This is a genomic window from Candidatus Hydrogenedentota bacterium (genome assembly GCA_016791475.1).
In the GTDB taxonomy this organism is placed as follows: Bacteria; Hydrogenedentota; Hydrogenedentia; order Hydrogenedentales; family JAEUWI01; genus JAEUWI01.
Genome location: JAEUWI010000270.1, coordinates 1 through 657 on the forward strand (window position 1 = coordinate 1; position 657 = coordinate 657).

The 657-nt window shown below is 44.9% G+C and carries 2 protein-coding genes; both read right to left on the reverse strand.

Features of this window, described 5'->3' with window-relative positions; all coding sequences use genetic code 11:
- Positions 1-169 (reverse strand): MerR family transcriptional regulator (locus JNK74_29145; protein ID MBL7650245.1); only part of this gene is annotated, 169 nt, incomplete at its 3' end.
- On the reverse strand, positions 169-657 hold a 489-nt coding region (locus JNK74_29150), incomplete at its 5' end, for a M23 family metallopeptidase (GenBank protein ID MBL7650246.1). The genes JNK74_29145 and JNK74_29150, both read right to left, overlap by 1 nt.

Below are 657 nucleotides of genomic sequence, written 5' to 3' on the forward strand. Positions count from 1 at the left end.
TTTCAATGTCTTTTAAAGAATAAATCCGGTCGCCTTTTTTGTTTTTCATTGGGCGCACCTGTTTAAAATCTTTTTCCCAAAACCGAAGTGTACTTGGGGGCACATCCAACATTTTACTAACGTCGCCGATTTTATAATATTTACGTGTTGGAATTTCTTCGTTTTCCATTAGTCAAATCGTTTGGTTTCGCGTTTAGACATTTCCAGCATGCGGCGGTATTGCTCGTCGCTCAGGTCGTTGTGGTAAAAGAATGCAGGATTTAGCGGATTGCCATTTTTGCGCACTTCGTAGTGCAAATGCGGTCCGGTACTGCGACCCGTGCTGCCCACATTGCCAATCAACTGCCCACGTTTTACTGCTTGTCCTGGGCGCACAACAATTCGGCTAAGGTGGCCGTAAAGGGTGGTATAGCCAAAACCGTGGTTTATAATTACGTGGTTTCCATAACCCCAGCCATCATTCATACTATTTTGTACCACACCATCACCCGTGGCATATACTTCGGCCCCGTAATCTGCTGTAAAATCCATGCCCTGATGAAAAGAAAAAGTATGATAGAAAGGGTCCATCCTATATCCATAGCCACTGGCCATGCGGGTAAGGTCTTTATTGGCCACAGGTTGTATGGCGGGTATGCTGTTAATTACCTGTTCCTT